Raw genomic sequence first — 19,466 nt, 5'->3', positions numbered from 1 at the left:
ATTTTCTATTGAAAATCCATAGAAGGAAATGGGGGAGAGTATGAACGGTCATCAAGCTAATATACTGGAACCTAGCGACATCAAAGATAATAAAAAAATTCTAACCACGACCAGCGCATTTGGACTTTTACGTAAAGGTATAATCGAAAATTTAGGTACAAAAAGGGCTAAGGGATTTCTTCTTCGGTATGGCTGGAGCTTAGGAGCCACTGATGCGGAAGAAGCAATGAAAACTACTACCTCTATTGACGAACTTTTAAGACAGGCTTCCATTCTACATTTAAGTACAGGGCATATTAAAGATATTCAATCTGAAAGAATCCTTGAAATGAGCGATTCGGAAACAATTAAATCGATTCTTGGAAAGGGAAAATGGATTGATTCATTTGAAGCAAATGAGCACCTTAAGCATCATGGTACATCTGACATTCCTGTTTGTCATACCTTGACTGGGTATGCAAGCGGTTATATGACAACAGTTTGCAAGAAGGGCGTCATTGTAAAGGAAATTAGCTGCATTGCTAAAGGGGACGCTGAATGTTGCTTCGAAGCAAGGCTCCAGGAGGATTGGGGAAGTGAAATTCATGAGGAGCAAAAATTTTATAGTGAATCAAATATTATTGAAGAGTTAGAGTATACGTACGAACAGTTGTTAGAGCAACGGAATTATATCGATAAGGTATCGAAATTTCATAAGAAATTAACTGAAAGTGTATCGAATGGGAGCAATTTGCAGGATATTGCCGATACCACCTTTAAATTATTTAGAATTCCAATATCGATAGAGGACTTGAGTTTTCAAAAAATAGTTTTCTCAGGGGATGACGAGGAAGAGTATTGTCGGCTTAATCATGAATTGAAACAGAGCTTGATTCGAAAAAATAGGAAAAATAATAACATCCTGCCACTATTTAATGAAACCACTAAATTGAGAACGGAAAATCAAGAACGTCTTATAACACCAATCATTGTACAAAGAAAGGTAATTGGTTATTGCACATTCCTTTATAAAAAGAATACAGTGAACAACATAGAGAATAATATTATGTTTATCGAGCGGTTTGCCAATGCCGCTTCCTTATACCTTTTGAATCAAAAAACCAGTTTTGAAGCGTTGGAAAAAATGAAAGGGTATTTTTTGGAGCAAATTATAAAAGGACAATATTCTACTAAAGAGGAAATCATCAACCGCGGCAGGCATATGGGCTTTGAACTGGAAAAACCATTTTATATTGCTGCAATAGATTATCAAGAGAGAGGAAAGACAGTTAAAAATCAGATTGATCACTATGATCAGGTTTTAGAGACTATTGCAAAATATCTTGATATACAAGGATATAAAGTGTTGATTGGCCTGTATGAGGGTCAAATTATTATGCTGATTCCTGAAATGAATAATCTACTGCCGAAAATGGAAAAAATTTTAAAACATGTAGAAACTACTTATCCTTCCTACCAATATAAAATCGGCATAAGTGATAAATCAGAAGAAATTGAGTGTATAGTAGATTACCTGGAAGAATCATTAATAGCATTGAGGATGGCCACTGAAAAGAAAATAATCAGTTTTAAAGATTTAGGGATTGTTGGGGTACTAATTAATTCAAAAAATATCAGCGGCATCAAAAAAATAGCCAAACAAGAATTAGGACCGCTTTATCAGCAGAAAGACATGAAACAAAAAGAGTTAATCAAAACGCTATATGTATTTTTAGCAAATGGCGGAAAGCTCCAGCAAACTATGGATGACCTTTCTTTGTCTATGAGTGGACTTATGTATCGGATAAACAAAATTGAAACATTAATCAATAAAAATTTACGAGATTCCACGCAAAGCTATCAGCTTTTACTCATACTTGATTCTCTACAGGCTTTGGGGGAGCTGGAGATATAAAAAAAGCAGTCCTAGTCTAGGATTGCTATTTTTTTACTTTTGTTTCGGAGAAAAAACCAATAAAAAGTAACGAAAAACGGAAACCAATATAAACCACTTAAATATAGTGAAAACTTAAATAGCTTTTCCTCTAGAATAAAAATATTGAATTTTCTAAAATTTAAATATGTAAGGGTTTCCAAAATTACTTTAGGGGGAATTTATTTGAAACAAGCTCCATCTATTGATGCTCTTGAAAAAATCACGGTTAAGAAAACCATGAAAAGAATCCTGCCATTTATTTTACTTCTTTATGTTGTTGCTTTCTTGGACAGGATAAATTTAGGTTTTGCCGCTTTACAGATGAATGCGGATTTGGCTTTAACAGCAGAGACATTTGGTTTATTGTCTGGATTATTCTTTATCAGTTATTTTCTCTTTGAAGTTCCAAGTAATTTAATTTTGCACAAGGTGGGTGCCCGCCTGTGGATCGCCAGGATTATGATCACATGGGGAATTGTGGTTATATGTACTGGGTTTATTCAATCAGCCACACATTTATATATTTTACGCTTTTTACTCGGGGCAGCGGAGGCCGGTTTCGTTCCTGGGATTATTCTTTACTTAACCTATTGGTTCCGTGCCCGAGAGAGAGGAAAAGCAACGGCCCTATTTTTTGTAGCCTTGCCAGTAAGCGGTTTGATTGGAGCACCGTTGTCAACTTGGATCATGGATAATATCTCATGGAACGGTTTGGCTGGCTGGCGATGGATGTTTATTATGGAGGGAATTCCGGCAGTGATTTTAGGTATTGTCGTTTTGTTCTACTTGACCAACAAGCCTGCCAACGCCAAATGGTTAACGGAAGCTGAAAAAACATGGCTTGAGGGTGAATTAGAAAAGGAGCGTCAGTTAAGCGCGAAAGTAAACAAAACCTCCCACACTGGTATGTTAAAGGATTCAAAACTATGGAAATTATCCCTATTTAATATTGCTGGTTTTATCGCAGTGAATGCCCTGTCCTATTGGATGCCAACGATTATTAAATCTTTATCCTCTTCTTCAACTACTAACCTGCAAATCGGCTGGCTTGCGATGATTCCTTCTATCATTGCTATTCCTTCTATCCTTTTTACAGGGTGGAACGCCGATCGAACAAATTCACATAAACTGCACTTAGGCATTTGTGTATCTGTTGCAATGATTGGATTCATTGGTTGTTCATTTGCAACTACTGTTCCATTAATGATTTTAATGCTTTCGATTACTTCTGCAGGTTTATATGGTATTTCTGGTACTTTTTATGCCTATTTAACCTTTTTCTTTTCGGAATCAACTGCACCTGCTGGTATAGCTTTAGTAAGCACTCTCTCCTCTTTAGGCGGCTTTGTTGGACCAATGATCATGGGGGTCTTCAATTTTACACAAGCAATGTACATCATTGCAGCATTCTTGCTGATCAGTTTGATCACGCTCTTTAGCTTAAAATTAGTGAAAAATGATAAGCAGGATATAGTGGATGGTGGATCCGTGGAGATTCCGAATTAATATTCCTACTACTGTTTCAGGTGATGAAACCGGGCCATAATAACCCGGTTTCATTTATTTTTTGATAAAAACCAATAAAAATTACCGAAAAAGTAGTGGGAATCAAATGATTTTTTCTCTAGAAAGAGATTAGTGAATTTTCTAAAATTAAAGTAAGTTAAAGCCCTTTCTGAAAATGAATGGAAAGGCTTTCAATCTTCTAAAAAAAGGAGGAACAAATCTAGTATGTCAAATATTACGCAAAAATTAATTAAAACAAATAACTATGAAACCTATTTAAATCGATCGGGTGAAGGTAATTCAGAAACCATTTTATTCCTGCACGGATCCGGGCCTGGTGTGTTCGCCTGGGCCAATTGGAGATATGCTTTGAATGCATGCAATGAAAAGTATGACTGTCTGGCACCGGATCTGCTCGGTTTCGGGAATAGCGGTCATCCTAATCCAATTCCGAAGAATAGACAGGGATGGATGGATCATTGGGTCAACCAGTTGATTGAAATGTTAGATGTGCTTGGTATTCAAAAGGCCCATATTGTGGGGAACTCATTAGGCTGCTCCATTGCACTTGAGCTGCTTTTAGAACATCCGGAACGATTTGATAAGGTTGTCCTTATGGGGCCAGGTGGGACTCCTAATACAAAGCTTAGTACGGAACTCGCCCGTGCTAAAGGTTTTTACGACAATCCATCCGAAAAGAAAATGCGTCAAATTATGAGCTGGTTTGTGTATGATGATGAAAAACTGGCACCCGAAATTGATGCTCTCGCACAAACACGTTATGAAACAGCAATGCGGTCAGAAATCCACATTTCCAATGAATCTATATTTGCAACAGCTGCAGTACCAGTCCCGGTGACCGCTCTTAAGCGAATCAAAAATCCAGTTTTACTTGTACATGGCCGCGATGACATGGTTTGCTCTGTCGAGTCCAGTTATTATCTATTATCCTATTTGCCGAATGTCCAGCTCCATGTTTACGGGCAAACCGGTCACTGGACACAAATTGAACAGAAGGATAGCTTTAATCTTTTAATTCAAAATTATTTTTCAAATAAACTCTAAAATGGAGGTAGGAAATATGTCTTTACCAGAGATTGCAAAACTAGGTCACGTAGCACTTGTCACACCGGACATTGAAAAATCACTTTGGTTTTTCAGGGATGTAATTGGATTGGAAGTAACAGAAGAAGTAAATGGAACCCACTATTTACGGGCATGGGGGGATTTCGAACATCACAGCCTTTCGTTAACAGCAGGCGACAGCGGCTACGTTGATCATATTGCTTGGAGAACTAAGCGGCCTGAGGATGTGGAAGGATTTGCCCAGTTGCTAGAAAAAGCAGGTACAGAAGTCAGGTGGATTGAAGCAGGCGAGGAGACGGGACAAGGCAGGGCAATCCGTTTTAAACTGCCTAGTCAGCACTCCTTTGAAATTTACTATGATGTGGAAAAACCTAAGGCTGATGAAAAAAGACGGTCGGTTTTGAAAAATCAAACATACAAGGCATGGGCTCGCGGTTGCTCACCAAGAAGATTTGACCATGTTAATATTGCGACTTCCATGGACGTTGGTGAAATTCTAGATTATTTGGGCAGCCAATTAGGGTTTAAGCTTCGTGAATATGTAAAGTATCATCAAAAAACGGTTGTCGCTGGTTGGATGAGTGTCACTCCATTAGTTCATGATATTGCGGTCATTTCAAGACCACAGGCTGAAACGCCAAATCAACTTCATCATATCTCTTACTGGCATGATAATGCCCAAGATATTTTAAGGGCTGCAGATATTCTAAAAGAAAACGGCATCAACTTTATCGGACCTGGAAAGCATGGTGTTTCTCAAGCCTTTTATCTTTATGTAATTGATCCGGGAAGCGGCTGCCGTGTTGAATTGTTCAGCGGATCCTACTTAATCTTTGAACCGGATTGGGAGCCTGTTGAATGGACCGAAGAGGAGCATTCGATTGGCAACACCTATTGGGGCGATTCCGTGATGGATAAGGAAATGAATAAACCAACTATTAAAGCTTAAATTATGTGCTGACCCAACACCAGATTGAGTCAGCTTTTTTAAAAAGAAAGGAAGAGGGTTGTGACTGAAATTAAAAAGTATGAAGCAGACATTGTAGTCGTTGGAGCAGGAAATGCTGCGATGTGTGCTGCCATTGCAGCAGGGGAAAATGGTGCTTCGGTCATCGTACTTGAGAAGGCACCTGAGGCGGAGAAAGGCGGGAACAGCACCTATACACATGGTTCCATCCGGTTTGCTTATGATGGCAATGAGGACTTAAAACAAATTATGCCTGATCTAACGGCGGAAGATTTTGCGATTACCGACTTTGGATCTTACACGGAAGAGGAATTCTTTCATGATATGTGCCGGATGACGGATTACCGAACCGATCCAGAGCTGGCTTCTCTCCTAACTGGAAAAAGTTTGGACACAATGAAATGGCTCGTGTCTCATAAGGTAAGATTTGTACCGATTTATGGCCGCCAAGCTTTTAAAGTCGACGGTAAGTTCAAATTTTGGGGTGGCATGATTGCTGAATCGGTCGGTGGCGGCCCTGGTTTAGTCGACTCACTGCATAAGGAAGCAGCAAGACTAGGTGTGCAAGTATTATTCGATGCTATGGCAACAGAGCTCATTCATGACGATGGTGGGGTTCGCGGGGTTATTTTTAAACATAAAGGGAAAACGACGGAAGTCCATGCGAAAGCAGTGATTTTAGCTTCTGGGGGTTTTCATGCCAATCCGGAAATGCGGACGCGGTATCTAGGGCCGAAATGGGATTTAGCTCATGCGAGAGGCAGCCGTTATAACACGGGTCAGGGGATTCAAATGGCATTAAATATTGGCGCGATTGCCAATGGAAACTGGTCTGGGTGCCATTCGGTAGGCGGAGACCGTTATTTACCGGAATTCACAGAAGGTTTCCAAAAGCTAAGCTATCCATTTGGGATTATGGTTAACGCTGAAGGGAAACGCTTTGTGGATGAAGGTGCAGACTTTCGCAACTATACGTACGCAAAGTATGGCAAGCTGATTCTTGAACAGCCCGGCCAATTTGCTTGGCAGATATTTGATCAAAAAGTGTCCGGTCTTCTGCGTGAAGAATATCGTGGCAAACAGGTCACAAAAGTAAAAGCGAGTACATTAGAAGAGTTAGCAGAGAAACTTGAGGGTGTTGATAAAGAAGGGTTTTTACGGACGGTAAAGGAATACAATGAGGCTGTCACTAAAGCTATCCCCTTCAACCCTAATGAAAAGGATGGCCGTTGTACGGAAGGAATAGCAGTAAAGAAATCCAATTGGGCAAATACGCTGGATGAAGGCCCATTTGAAGCCTACGCTGTTACATGCGGCATCACCTTTACTTTTGGAGGCTTGAAAATAAATTCGAACGGTGAAGTGCAAGACGTTTTATATCAATCGATCCCGGGATTGTATGCTGCCGGTGAACTTGTAGGCGGGTTATTTTATTTTAATTATCCTGGGGGCGCCGGATTAATGGCAGGATCTGTTTTTGGGAAAATAGCCGGTGAAAATGCTTTACGCTTTATACAGCAAGCAAACATTAACGTGTAGATAAATGAAAAAGGAGTGCGAAATATGGTAAACAATGTTTTGGATGAAAACAAATCCGATTTGGACTTGTTATTAAAAGGGGCAGAAAAGGTTGGGGAAATTGCAGAATCGGAAGCGCTAGAAGCAGATCAAAACAAAACAGTTTCAAAGAATGTTATAGATGCGATAAAAGAGGCTCGTTTATCCAAGTTGTTGCTGCCCAAAAAATACGGGGAGCCGCAAGTAAATTTAAGAGAGTATTCTCAAATTATCCGTACGGTTGGAAAATACAATACTTCTGCCGCGTGGTTAACCTTTCTTTATTCCATTCATAATAGTTTAGTAGCTTTTATGACGAATGAAGGAGCAGAAGAAGTGATGAATCAAGGCGGATTAATAGCAGATATTTTTGCTCCTATAGGAAAAGTAGAAAAAGATGGGGATGGTTATCGGATAACCGGTAAGTATAGTTTTGTAAGCGGTATTTTATACAGTGACTGGGTGGCTCTTGCTGTGAAAATGAAAATGGAAGACAGTGATGAGACTGAACTATGCATGCTAAATATACCGATATCTGAGGTGGAAATAGTAGAAAATTGGGATACGTTAGGACTAAGGGGTACGGGAAGCAACCAGGTTATTGTCGATAATGTCTATGTGCCAAAGCACCATTTAATACGGCTGACGGTTGCCGATCGTACAGGCAGACCGCCACAGGGGTATGATAAAGACTATCCCCTTTATGATGTTCCATTTTTCTCATCCTTTTGTGTCGGGTTCCCAATGGTAGCATTGGGTGGTGCTGAGCGTTTACTGCAGGAATTTAAGAACCGAACGGAAAATCGGGTCAGAATGGGAGGAAATTCTGCTAAAGATTCCCGGCATCAGGGGGTATTGGCAGAATTAACGATTAAATATTACGAATCAGAAGGTCTATTAGATAAATATATTTCTTTATTAGAAAACTATGAAATGGGAAAAGAAGATAAACGTGGTGAATTCGCCGCGATAAGGGCAAAAATTACGAAGAACGTAGCAGACATTGCGGTGAAAGTTTTATTGACACTTGGCGGATTTTCCATGTTCAAAGGAGATCCAATTGAAATGTTCATACGTGATCTTTTGGCAGTATGTACACATCGATCCAATCTTTACGAAGACTCTGTTGAGTCGTTTGGAAAGACACAATTTGGCTTTGATGTATCGATTAATGGGTAATAAGGAAACAGCAGCATAGGAGACACCTAAAATCTCATTTTAGGTGTTTTTTTATGGAGTCGATTCGTTTTCAACATATTCATATCAATAAAAACCTCAGATTGAACAAAAAACCAATAAAAATTATTGAAAATCTTATTGAACTTAAACTATTTTTACTCTAGTTTAAGGATGCAGAATTTTCTAAAATTAATCAGGAATCTAAAAATGGATTAATTGTTTACTGATATAGATGAATAATAAATTAGAAAAAAGGAAGCAATGCAAAAAGTATTTAGCAAAATTATCATTGAGGCTTAAAGTAATTAAGAAGGGGGCACCTGCATGGAAACGATTTATTTGAATCCCGAGAATCTGAAGTATTGGCAGCAAAAGGCAAAACAGAGTGTCATGGCGCTTGGGTTCTTTGACGGTATTCATAACGGACACCGTAAAGTCATTCAAATAGCTCTTCAGAAGGCTAGGGAACAAAATCTACTTTTAACGGTTATGAGTTTCTTTCCACATCCCAAAACCGTTTTATCAAATGGAAAAACTAAAGTGGATTATCTCATGCCGCTCCCTGATAAACAGAAACTCTTTTCTGATCTGGGAGTCGATATTTTTTATATTGTTGAATTCGATCGGGAGTTCACGTCGTTGCTGCCAGAAAAGTTTGTTGCAAAATATTTGCTTGATCTCGGTGTCATCCATGCAGTTGCTGGTTTTGATTATTCATATGGCTTTCGCGGTGAGGGAAATATGGATCGATTGAAAGCGGATTCAATGGGAATCTTGGAGGTAACGAAGGTTAATAAAGTTGAATGCAACGGGGAAAAAATTAGCTCCACCTGTATCCGGGAAAAGTTGGCTAAAGGAAATGTGGAAGACTTACCCGCTTTCCTGGGACGATCTTATGAAGTGGGCTGTGAATGGGATGGCAGTTGTTTAACGGCCAGGCCTTACTATACCATTCCTGCTTCCGGCAGATATGCGGTTACGTTAACTGGAGAAAGTTATTCACAAGAGATGGATGTGATTGTCACAAGTGAGAAGGAAATAATTCCACTTTTAAGTATTTCAGAACTATTTCTAAATGGTAATACAACTGTATCGGTTACTTGGCACCAAAGAATTAGAGAGGAAGTAAAGGATTCCTTTACTGGGCAGAATTGGTTACACTCTACCAAATATAGTTTCGTCTGGAGTGGATCATAAGTAAAGAAATATTTTTGGGGGCCTATTTTTGACATCATTGAGCTTTGATATTGTAAATGCCATTCGTCAAAGACAAAATCGTGGTTTGCCTGAGGAAATCCATAAAAAGGTAATACTTCATATTTCTGATACTATTGGAATCTCATTGGCGGCTCATAAAGGGGCACCAATTGCCTTACAATCGATATCGGGGATATCTTTGGGAGTCGAAGGTGGTGCTGGTCGAGTAATTGGAAGTAAACATCAATTACCACCAGCCTATGCAGCATTTTCGAATACTGCTTTGGCACATGCATTAGATTATGATGATATAAATGATTTAGCGAGAATACATCCTACTCCCATAATTTTAGCGGCTGCATTAGCTGCTGCTGACATTGCTGATTCTAGAGCTACGGATCTTGTCACTGCGGTAGGACTTGGAAATGAGTTAATTTGTAGGCTTGGATATGCTATTGAACCGAGAGGTACTGGAGCTGATTCAAAATGGTTTCTAAGTCAACTTTTTGGTTATCTTGGTGCCGCAATCACTGCTGGTCTTGTTCTTGGGTTAGATGATTCAGAATTGGTTAACGCATTAGGTCTAGCATACATGCAATTAGCCGGTGGAAAAGAGCCAGGAGTAGGTGTAGGTTCTCAAGCTAGATCAATTTATCCTGCATTTGCCTCTATGGGAGGTGTTCAAGCAGCATTTTTGGCTCGAGAGGGGGTATCAGCTCCTGAAAGCAGTATGGATGGTAAAACAGGTCTTTTTCGAAACTATTTTGGGGAAAATCTAAGCGAAGATCAGCGAAAAATTTTATTAGATACAGAATCGTGGGCATTTTCAGATACAGCTATTAAACTTTTCCCGAGCTGTCGTTATTCACACCCTTATATAAAATCGGCGCTAATCCTTCGTAATCAATTTAAACATACTCAAATTGAAAACCTTGTAATAGGGGTAAATGAAACAGCAAGTATGTTGTGTCATCCAATAGAGGAGCGTTGCCGTCCCAAAACCTTACAAGATGCTAAATTCAGCATACCTTTTATGGTTGCCTTTACATTTGTACATGGAAGGGTCAATTTGAATAACCTAACAGAAAAGGCTCTTATGGATTCACAAGTATTAGAATTAACTAAACTTGTAAAAATTAAACACACACAACCTGATACGCTTGGGCTACCCCATGGTGATATTGAGGTAAAAACTACTCAAGGAACTAAAAGACATATAGAACGTTTTCTACCAATAGTTACTATTGATGAAGTAAAGAATAAATTTATTGAATGTTGTCTGTTTGCAAACATAGTTGCTCCTGAAGAGGTGTGGAAAACGATAAGTAATAATCCCGATTATGATTTAGTAAATAAATTACCTCTAATTTTCCATTAATTTTGATTTTAATTTTACTACCATAAACTATTTTATTGGATTGTTATCAAATAGAAGTCCTTTATAAGTCTTTAATAATTTTTTATTTAAATTTCACGCACTCTAAAAGCTGTGAAATAAATTTTCAAAGAAAAACCAATAAAATCTATTGGAAAATTTCTAAAAGTTGATTAGTTTTTACCTTTGTATTTAATTTTGTAATTTTCTAAAATTTAAGTATGGCATAAATAAAAAAGGAGATCCGATAAATGAATAAAACGAATCAGTTCCAAGATCTTTTGAAAAAGCCAGGATCATTTATCCTACCAGGCGCGTATGATGCCATGTCTGCTAGATTAATAGAAGAAATCGGCTTTAAAGCGATTTATGCCACAGGTGCAGGGATTTCCAATGCCCAATTAGGATGGGCAGATGTCGGCTTGACTTCTTTAAAAGAGGTAGTGGATATCGTTGCCCGAATGGCTGATGTCACGACCATTCCGATTGTTGTGGACGGAGACACTGGATTTGGCAACGCTATTAATGTGATGCGGACTGTCCGTGAGTTTGAACGAGCTGGAGTAGCAGCCATTCAAATGGAAGACCAAGTTTCACCAAAGAAATGCGGCCATTTTAATGGAAAGGACGTGATTTCCAAAGGTGAAATGGTGGGAAAAATCAAGGCGGCCGTGGACACAAGGAATGATTCAAACCTAGCAATCATTGCCCGCACAGATGCCTTGGCCGTTAATGGCATAGATGATGCATTAGATCGGGCGCACGCCTATAAGGAAGCGGGAGCCGATATCATTTTTGTGGAAGCGCCTACAACAATAGAACAGTTAAAACAAATTACAGGTTCGTTAAAAGGGATTCCTCAAGTTATTAATCTTGTGGAAGGTGGTAAAACTCCGCTCATTTCGTTAAAAGAGGCTGAAGAAATTGGCTTTAAAATCATGCTTTGCGCCAATACCGTTCTTCGCTCAGCAATAAAAGGAATCACGGATTCTTTAAAAATATTAAAAGCTGAAGGATCACAAGAAAATGTTCACAATTTAATCTGTACGTGGGAAGAAAGACAATCGCTCTTTAAACTCAATCAGATCAAAGAGTGGGAAGAAAAGTACTCGGAAAATCAAGAATTATTGAAAAGGTAATTAATTTATGAGGGGGAAGCGGACATGAGTAGAGAAGTAGATTATGACATTATAGTAATTGGCTGCGGGGTGGCCGGTACCTCCGCTGCATTATCTGCAGCAGAGGCGGCAAAAAAAGCAGATAAGACCTTAAAAATCGCCATCTTAGAACGGGCTGATTTTGATCATCGAGGAGGCAATTCAAGATGGACGGCCTCTTATATGCGAATGAAAAATCTCGATGAGGTGGCTGACAATTTTGTTGAAGATATGATGGCATTCTCTGATAACTTTTCAGATCGAGAGTACATAGAAACTCTCGCCAAGGATGCTGGCAGCACCCTGAGGTGGGTAGAGGAAAAAGGCGTTGAATTTGATTACCTGCCGACGATGTTCTTAACAGCTGCAAGGCCGCGTCTGCTCCCAGTTGGCGGGGGCCGTGCGATTATAGACACTTTGTCCCGCAGGGCTGGCGGACTTGGTGTAGAGATTATTTACGAGGCAACTGCCTGGAAATTGCTGCTTGACGATGAAGGCAACGTTAATGGCCTTAATGTCCGTGTAAAAGGCGGAACGTCACTCCAATTAAAAGTAGGTGCAGTTGTCCTAGCCGCTGGGGGCTTCCAGGGAAATCAGGAAATGATGGCACAATACGTTGGCCGGGATGCCCATAAAATCCCGACTGTAGCAGAGGGCGGTCTATTTAACAAGGGTGAGGGCATTCGCATGGCAATGGAGATTGGGGCCAAAACGGCAGGACAGTTTGATTCTTTCCATGCCGAACCGGTTGATCCAAGAAGCAAACGTGAAGAAGCTGCCGTTATGACATTCCCTTACTTTATTTTAGTCGATCAAAATGGCAAGCGGTTCGTGGATGAGGGGAAAACGACCATCGACGAGCAATATGAAGAGGTTGCCAGGAAGATTTTCTACGATCTCCCAGGTCACGTGGCGTATATGATTGGCGATCAAAAGATGTATGAGATTCCAAATTATGAACGGGCAGTGGAAACGGATAAACCTGCTATTGTAGCTGAGACGCTTGAAGAACTAGCAGAAAAAATTGGGGTGCCTGTTGATCAGCTGGCTTCTACTGTCAATGAGTATAATGCCGCAGTACAGCCGGGTGAATTCCATTGGGATAAAAAGGACGGTAAACAAGCTGTGGGGATTACGCCGCCAAAATCAAACTGGGCGATTCCAATTGACAAGGCACCATATATTGCCTATCCAATTGTCTGCTCTAATGTATTTACAAATGGCGGGTTAGCAACTGATACAAACGGGCGGGTCTTGTCCCAAGACAATGATGCGATACCGGGTTTATATGCAATAGGGGAAACAGCTGGTCTCTATTACGGAAAATATCCTGGAGGAACCTCTGTACTTAGAGGATTGGTATTTGGCCGCCGTGCGGGTGCCCATGCCGTATCATATGTAACGGATTCAGCGAAGCTTGAGGTATAAGCAGGAATCATTGCTATTAAGGAAGGGGATGTCTTTTTGGAATTAAAAAATAAGGTAGCCTTTGTTACAGGAGGCAGTAGAGGAATCGGCAGAGAAACCTGTATTCTGTTGGCGAAACAAGGCGCTAAAGTCGCTGTTTTTTCCAATAATCAGTCTGAAAGTGAAGAAACAGCCAGCTACATTATTACAGAATTTGGCGGGGAAGCCATCTCCCTCGTTGGAGATGTTCGCAATGAAGACGATATAAATAAGGCTGTCCAAGAAACACAAGAAAAATTGGGCTCGATTGATATCTTGATTAACAATGCCGGTGTGATGCTTCTGAAGCCATTCCATGAAACAACAGTGGAAGAATGGGATTTCGTTCAGGATGTTAATGTGCGCGGGGGATTTTTATGTGCCAGGGCCGTTGTTCCACAAATGAGAGAAAAAAGAGAAGGAGTCATTATCAATCTTTCATCCATCTGGGGAACAAAAGGCGGTCCGGACAGAAGTGCCTACATTGCTTCAAAATATGCAGTCATTGGTTTTTCAAAAGCGTTGGGGGAAGAACTTAAGCCATACAAAATAAGAGTAAATGCCGTTTGTCCAGGTCCTGTTGACACTCAAATGATGGAGGATCTTGCACCGGATGTGAATAAGGAAAATTGGCTGCGTCCAATTGATCTTGCAAATGTAATCGTTGATTTATGTCTGCCGAAAAGTAAAGCCGTAACGGCTACAGCAATTGAGGCATTTGGAAATGGGCGACCAGTAAATCTATAAAAATAGGAAAAGGGGATTTAAAAAATGGAAAAATTAAAACCAGCAATTGAATCTAAAAATATTAGTCTCGCATTAGCGCAAAAAATGTTGGAAGCAGCTTTAGTTAAGGGAGAAGAACTAGGAATGCCGTTCAGCATTGCGATTGTTGACCGGGTTGGAAATATTAAAGCATTTTCCGCTATGGATGGAGCTCCAGTACTGAGTTTAGATATTGCTCAGAACAAAGCATTTTCCGCAGCTACATATAACAGAGCAACACACGAATGGTACGACAGACTGAAGGACGATCCCCCATTATTGCACGGTATTGTCCACACACCTAGATTAGTTATATTTGGCGGAGGCTATCCGATTAAAATTGATAACGAACTTATTGGCGGTGTCGGTGTAAGCGGTGGACACTATTCTCATGATATGCAGGTATGCCAGGCGGCCTTAGAAGTGTTAAATACATTAGAGTAAGAGGTGTAAATACCGATGGAATCCTATGATTTGGTTATTTTAGGCGGAGGTTTAGCAGGGATGTGTGCTGCAGTCGAGGCAGGTGAGCAGGGGGCACACGTCCTCCTTCTTGAGAAACAGGATGAACTTGGCGGCAGCACGGTGCTTAGTTCCGGGTATATGGCCTTTGCTGGAACGGATATGCAAGATGCAGCAGGAATTATTGATTCAACTGAATCCCTTTTGGACGACATGATTGAAGTTGGTGGAGGGGTCAATGATACTTCACTGGTCAATACGTACGGCCGTCATCAATTTGATACCTATTCTTGGCTTGTGGAACATGGTATTGAGTTCCGTGCACTTGAAGCCGTCAGCGGTCACAGCGTTCCAAGGGGGCACATTATTGATCCGCATCAAGCGATTCAGTCACTATATCGCAAGGTTAAGGATCTTCCAAACGTAACAATTCGTTTTTGTGCATCGGCAAAACGGCTATTGAAGAATACAGAGGGTCGAATTGACCGGATTGTATATGATTTTGATGGAGCGGATCATACCGTCGCAGCGATAAAAGGGGTCATTCTTGCTTCTGGTGGTTTTGCGAAAAGCGAGGAGCTATTGCAGCAGTTTGCTCCCCAACTAAATGGGGCGCTACGGATTGGTGGTGCCGGTAATCAAGGGGACGGATTACAGATGGCTTGGGAGCATGGTGCATGGGTACAGGATCTGCCTTACTTAAATGGAACATACGGTTTCCATCCGACTGCATCTGGTGCGGTTAAATCCCAGGGTCTGGCTTTTTACAAAGGCGGTATTATTGTAAACCAGCTTGGAAAGCGCTTTGTCAACGAATCAATTTCCTATAAGTTATTAGGCAAAGCAGCATTTGAGCAGCCGGAGCAAATCACGTATCAGGTATGGGATCAAACGGTAATGGATAAGAGTGTGTTTGATGACCCGTTATATGATTTTGAATTACTTCGCCGCCGTCGCCTACTATATGTGGTTGACACATTAGAGGAGCTGGCTGATTGCATAGATGTTCCTCCGGAGGTTCTAGAAGATACCATTTCAAGGTACAATCAAGGAATCCAAAACGGAGAGGATCCAGACTTCGGCCGGAAGTCATTAACACATAATTATGGCAAGCCAACACCAATTGAAAAAGCACCTTTTTATGCGTTTGAATCGACAGTCGCCATGCTGGCAACCTATGCAGGGATAGCGGTGAATGCCGCGGGGCAAGTTGTCAACCCATATGCGGAGCCGATTCCTGGTTTGTACGCAGCTGGTGAAATAACCGGTGGATTCCATGGTGCTGGATACATGACGGGCAGCTCGCTGGGGAAAGCGGCAGTATTTGGAAGGATTGCAGTTCAAACAGCTATAGCTGAGATAAAGGTTTAATCATAGATTCGCAAATAAAATGGCTCGATTCGCAAATAAAACTGTTGCTTTCGCTAATAAATGGGGCAGTTTCGCAAATAAACCGCCTAGTTTCGCAAATAAAATTCATATCTTCGAGAAAATAATTACTTTTTTTAAAAATAAGAGTAGGTTTGTTATTTAACGCGTCGAATTGATGAATAAATTTTGCAGGTTTTACTTAAAAAATATCAAAAAGGGGGTTAAAGAAATGAAAATCTGGCATCAGAGTCTCACCACGATTGATCGGGTACCGCAATATCGTGATGCGATTATGAATCACGTAAATCGGATCGCCCGTCCAGACGTTGAGGTAGTTTTACATGGGATGACAGAGGAAACGTATCCTACTCATTATCCGGGAATATTTATCACCCATGCCTACTTGCAAAACCTCCACCGCGAACAGTTTGTTCGGGCTGCTCTTACGGCTGAAGCAGCGGGATACGATGCTATGTTCATTGCGACTATTCCAGATGTAGGGCTATTAGAAGCAAGAACACTAGTGGATATTCCTGTAGTAGGATATGGGCAAGCTTCCTTCCATATGGCTTCCATGCTTGGTGATTGTATTGGCGTTGTCAATTTTCTGGCACCGCTTGCAGATGAACTCCGTCAAAATGCTGCCCGCTATGGGCTTGGTGGCAAACTAGGGCCAATTATTCAAACCGAGGCCGGATTTGATGCAGTTTTAGCAGGATTTAATGATCCAGAGCCTGTCATTGCCTCATTTAAAAAGGCGGCCGAAAAGGCGATTTCCGAAGGCGCCGATGTGATTGTACCTGGGGAAGGTCCAATGAACGTCTTTCTTGCAACACATGGAGTTTCAAGAATTGGGGATGTGCCTATTGTCGATTCCTTTGGAGCAGGAATCAAAATGTGTGAGTCACTAGCAGATTTGCGTAGAGTGTCCGGGGTTTATATGACCAGACGCGGCTATTTCAATGCAAAACCACCATATGACGCAGTTGCTAGATTAAGAGAAATGTATGGGCTGGAGCCGAACCCAGATCCGAAAAGTGACCGTGGGCAGTCCGCTAGGGCACTGGAACTAAAATGAATAAATTCCAAACTTCATAGATTAACTTTAACAAATAGAACGAGGTGAACCAGAAATGCATATCGTTGTATGCCTAAAACATGTCCTTGATCCGGAAATCACACCACGTTATTTTAAGATCGATCCCGAGACCAATCGACCTGATGCCAGTGATTCCGATATGGTGCTGGATTCCTTCGCTGAGAATGCGCTCGAACTCGCCATTCAACTGCGGGATAAAACACCGGGCGCTACGGTAACAGCTCTTTGTCTAGGGGATGAAGACTCTGAGGAAGTCCTGCGCAGGGCCCTTGCATTTACAGCAAATGCAGCCATTCGTGTCTGGGACGAAGAGTGGGAAGGTCTCGATCTTGATGGCCAGGTAATTGGGCATATCTTAGCTCAAACAATCAAGACACTTGGCGGAGCAGAGCTAGTTTTAACAGGATACCAAGCAAGTGATATAGAGGAGGGTCTGGTTGGTCCTGTAATGGCAGAAGAACTTAAGATTCCATGTGTGACACTCGTCTCAGACCTTGAATTAGATGGAGACCATGTAAAGGCTTCATATGAGGCTGAGGGAGGTTACTCCGTGGTAAGTGTTCCTTCCCCGGCAGTCTTTACCGTAATCAGCGCTGAGACAAATGTCCCGCGTCTGCCGAAGGTTAAGGATATTAGACTTGCTAGAAGCAAGCCAATAACATTGTTTGAAAGCGATGATCTTGATTTAGATAGTGAGCGGAGTCAACCAGGATCAAGATTAATTAAAGCATACGTGCAGAATAAGGAAGTAAACTGCGAGGTATTGCCTGGCAATGATGGTGCCGAACTTGCAGGCGGGCTGGCTGACAAACTTGTTGCACTGAAGATTTTATAGGGGGTGTCGACATGTCCAATATTCTTGTTTTTGCACATCAACAGGGTGATTCTTTAACACCGGGCGGCAGAGAAGCGCTTGTCTTCGGCTCCCGTGTAGCTAGTTCCATTGGCGGAGAGGTTCGTGCTGTCTTATTAGGCACTACTTCTGAACAAAGTGCTAAAGAGGCCATTTCATATGGAGCGAGTATTGCATACAACGTGCAAAATCCGCTGCTCACAGAGTACGATGTAGATTTATATGTGAATTGTCTTTCCCATGTGTTCCAACAAACGAATGCTGATATGATGATAGTGTCATTTGACAGAATGGGGAAGGATTTAGTTGGACGGCTGGCTACTCGTCTAAATGCATCGGCCATTACAGAGGTCGTCGATTTCAAATCTGATGATGAAAAACTAACGTGGATCCGCCCAATTTATGGCGATAAGGCATTTGGAGAATACCAAACAACACGGCCAAAGGTGATAGTTGGTATTCGTCAAAAGAGCCAAAAGGCAGCTGTACCGGATGAGCATCGTTTCGGAAAAATTATTCCTTTCGAATATGCTGCATCTGAAGAGGAAATTGTAACCAAGCTCGTGGTGAAAATCCAGGCTGCCTTATCCGATGTCAGGCTTGAAGATGCCCGAATTATTATTTCCGGTGGACGCGGTCTTAGTGGCCCTGAGGGATTTACTGAGCTGCAGAATCTCGCTAACTTGCTTGGAGGTACTGTAGGTGCATCGCGTGCTGCTTGCGATGCTGGGTGGGTTCCCTCTAACCTGCAGGTAGGACAAACCGGGGCCGTCGTCGCTCCAGACCTCTATATTGCCGTTGGGATTTCCGGCGCAAGCCAGCACCTTGCAGGCATCACAAGCGCAAAGACCGTTGTTGCCATTAACACTGATGCTGAGGCACCCATTTTTAAACGCGCTAATATTGGCGTGATTGCTGACTACAAGACAGTGATCCCAGCTTTAACGGACAAGCTGAAAAAAGTGCTTGTCTAGAAATGTCATAAAAAAGAAAATTGTCATAATGAAAGGTAAAGAAACCCACATTTTTTATTAACGGGTTCCGTTTTTGGGTGCAAAACATCAAATAAATATCAAATTAGGCTCTAATTTATCAACTAAATTAGAGCCTTTGTTTTTCTTGATTTATTAATGTTTAGAGTCCATTAAACGTCAATTTAGATAACGTTTTAGACATCAAATTTTTCTGTGTACAGAAGTTTCCGTACGTATGTTATTTACTATGCTAAAACCGGTGCTATTTTAATGATTATTTCGAGTTATAATCAGATAAAGGATTGCCTTAAGAATACAAAAACCATATTTATAATATAAAACCTCACTTACTTGTGATAAGGTTCACCGAGGTTCTCTTGAATTTTTGAGATAAACCTCACTCCCTTTTAAATAATATGTCCTGTCCTTAATAGAGTAACCAGCAAAAGTAAAATAAGCAGAGATTTTCCGGTTAAATGCAGAATGGAGCTCGTTTAGGGGTATATAAGCGTAGATTTTCCGCTTATGCAAAGCAAAATTAAAGTTAGTCTAAAAAG

16 protein-coding genes are annotated in these 19,466 nt (G+C 41.1%); all 16 read left to right on the top strand.

Annotation, left to right across the window (positions count from 1 at the left end; all coding sequences use genetic code 11):
- The first annotated feature begins 40 nt into the window (after positions 1-40).
- The 16 genes from BABA_RS20375 (at position 41) to BABA_RS20300 (ending at position 18,909) form a co-directional block, all read left to right on the top strand.
- Positions 41-1,894, top strand: a complete 1,854-nt coding sequence (locus tag BABA_RS20375; RefSeq protein ID WP_007087136.1) for a XylR N-terminal domain-containing protein — start codon at positions 41-43, stop codon at positions 1,892-1,894.
- A 204-nt stretch (positions 1,895-2,098) separates the two neighbouring features.
- A complete protein-coding gene (locus BABA_RS20370; RefSeq protein WP_007087135.1) occupies positions 2,099-3,421 on the top strand; it encodes an MFS transporter in 1,323 nt (440 codons plus the stop codon).
- A 225-nt stretch (positions 3,422-3,646) separates the two neighbouring features.
- The gene (locus BABA_RS20365) at positions 3,647-4,486 is read left to right on the top strand and encodes an alpha/beta fold hydrolase (protein ID WP_007087134.1); all 840 of its coding nucleotides are present in this window, start codon (positions 3,647-3,649) and stop codon (positions 4,484-4,486) included.
- Positions 4,487-4,502: 16 nt separating this feature from the next.
- Positions 4,503-5,456 (top strand): VOC family protein, encoded by a 954-nt coding sequence (locus tag BABA_RS20360; protein WP_007087133.1) that lies wholly within the window; start codon positions 4,503-4,505, stop codon positions 5,454-5,456.
- Positions 5,457-5,516: 60 nt separating this feature from the next.
- Positions 5,517-7,013 carry an FAD-dependent tricarballylate dehydrogenase TcuA gene (gene tcuA / locus BABA_RS20355; RefSeq protein ID WP_007087132.1) on the top strand — a complete coding sequence of 499 codons (1,497 nt, stop codon included), beginning with the start codon at positions 5,517-5,519 and terminating at the stop codon, positions 7,011-7,013.
- Between the two features lie 24 nt (positions 7,014-7,037).
- On the top strand, positions 7,038-8,210 hold the full coding sequence (locus tag BABA_RS20350; protein WP_007087131.1) for an acyl-CoA dehydrogenase family protein: 1,173 nt from the start codon (positions 7,038-7,040) through the stop codon (positions 8,208-8,210).
- A gap of 324 nt (positions 8,211-8,534) precedes the next feature.
- Positions 8,535-9,407: an FAD synthetase family protein gene (locus BABA_RS20345; protein WP_007087130.1), complete on the top strand. Its 873-nt coding sequence runs from the start codon at positions 8,535-8,537 to the stop codon at positions 9,405-9,407.
- Between the two features lie 28 nt (positions 9,408-9,435).
- Positions 9,436-10,785, top strand: coding sequence for an MmgE/PrpD family protein (locus BABA_RS20340; RefSeq protein WP_007087129.1), 1,350 nt, complete (start codon positions 9,436-9,438; stop codon positions 10,783-10,785).
- Between the two features lie 248 nt (positions 10,786-11,033).
- The gene (locus BABA_RS20335; RefSeq protein WP_007087128.1) at positions 11,034-11,921 is read left to right on the top strand and encodes an isocitrate lyase/PEP mutase family protein; all 888 of its coding nucleotides are present in this window, start codon (positions 11,034-11,036) and stop codon (positions 11,919-11,921) included.
- Between the two features lie 24 nt (positions 11,922-11,945).
- Complete coding sequence (locus BABA_RS20330; protein ID WP_007087127.1) at positions 11,946-13,367, top strand: FAD-dependent oxidoreductase; 1,422 nt, start codon at positions 11,946-11,948, stop codon at positions 13,365-13,367.
- A gap of 36 nt (positions 13,368-13,403) precedes the next feature.
- On the top strand, positions 13,404-14,132 hold the full coding sequence (locus BABA_RS20325) for an SDR family NAD(P)-dependent oxidoreductase (RefSeq protein WP_007087126.1): 729 nt from the start codon (positions 13,404-13,406) through the stop codon (positions 14,130-14,132).
- A gap of 24 nt (positions 14,133-14,156) precedes the next feature.
- Positions 14,157-14,594, top strand: coding sequence for a GlcG/HbpS family heme-binding protein (locus BABA_RS20320; protein ID WP_007087125.1), 438 nt, complete (start codon positions 14,157-14,159; stop codon positions 14,592-14,594).
- Between the two features lie 15 nt (positions 14,595-14,609).
- Positions 14,610-15,983 carry an FAD-dependent oxidoreductase gene (locus tag BABA_RS20315; protein WP_007087124.1) on the top strand — a complete coding sequence of 458 codons (1,374 nt, stop codon included), beginning with the start codon at positions 14,610-14,612 and terminating at the stop codon, positions 15,981-15,983.
- A 229-nt stretch (positions 15,984-16,212) separates the two neighbouring features.
- Positions 16,213-17,061 carry an aspartate/glutamate racemase family protein gene (locus tag BABA_RS20310; RefSeq protein ID WP_007087123.1) on the top strand — a complete coding sequence of 283 codons (849 nt, stop codon included), beginning with the start codon at positions 16,213-16,215 and terminating at the stop codon, positions 17,059-17,061.
- Positions 17,062-17,116: 55 nt separating this feature from the next.
- Entirely contained in the window at positions 17,117-17,917 is an 801-nt protein-coding gene (locus BABA_RS20305; protein WP_007087122.1) for an electron transfer flavoprotein subunit beta/FixA family protein, read from the top strand.
- Positions 17,918-17,928: 11 nt separating this feature from the next.
- Positions 17,929-18,909, top strand: a complete 981-nt coding sequence (locus BABA_RS20300) for an electron transfer flavoprotein subunit alpha/FixB family protein (protein WP_007087121.1) — start codon at positions 17,929-17,931, stop codon at positions 18,907-18,909.
- Positions 18,910-19,466 lie beyond the last annotated feature (557 nt).

This window comes from Neobacillus bataviensis LMG 21833 (assembly GCF_000307875.1).
Classification (GTDB): Bacteria; Bacillota; Bacilli; order Bacillales; family Cytobacillaceae; genus Neobacillus; species Neobacillus bataviensis.
Note: the sequence above shows the minus strand (reverse complement) of the source record. Positions and strands in the feature narration are given on the sequence as shown.